Raw genomic sequence first — 514 nt, forward strand, 5'->3', positions numbered from 1 at the left:
AGGCAAGTAAAGAATTGCTTTTTATTTCTAATCAGATTACTGGTATAAAAACACAAGAACAATGTTCTTTCTGGTTATTGAAATTGCACCACTGGCATCAAATTCATAAAGCTACTTTACTGGAAGAATCATTTAATCCTTTACAAAATGATTACTGGTATACACACAAAGGGTTACACCAGGCCTATACACTTATCATCAATGCACTGCCACATCTTTTTAGCTATCTTAATGATCCTCAAATACCTGCCACTACCAATAGATTAGAAAGTTTTTTTAAACATCTGAAAGAGAAATTATTATTGCATAGCGGACTACGATTAGAAGCCAAGAGAAACTTTATTAAATGGTACCTGCATTTTAAAAACAATTCTACTCAAAAGTTTTTTTAGTTATAAGGGTTATCCGATAAAATAAAAGGAGCTGAATAAATCAACTCCTTTTTATCGTTTAGCATCAACTTTATTACTGGCAGGTTGCTCTTCAGCAGAGCCTGATTCCTCTTCAAGTTGAT

1 pseudogene is annotated in these 514 nt (G+C 32.7%); it reads left to right on the forward strand.

Annotation, left to right across the window (positions count from 1 at the left end):
- Window positions 1–392 (forward strand): annotated as a pseudogene (locus FW778_RS23385) (hypothetical protein); the annotation flags it as partial.
- Window positions 393–514 lie beyond the last annotated feature (122 nt).

It is taken from the genome of Ginsengibacter hankyongi (assembly GCF_008710285.1).
GTDB lineage: Bacteria > Bacteroidota > Bacteroidia > Chitinophagales > Chitinophagaceae > Ginsengibacter > Ginsengibacter hankyongi.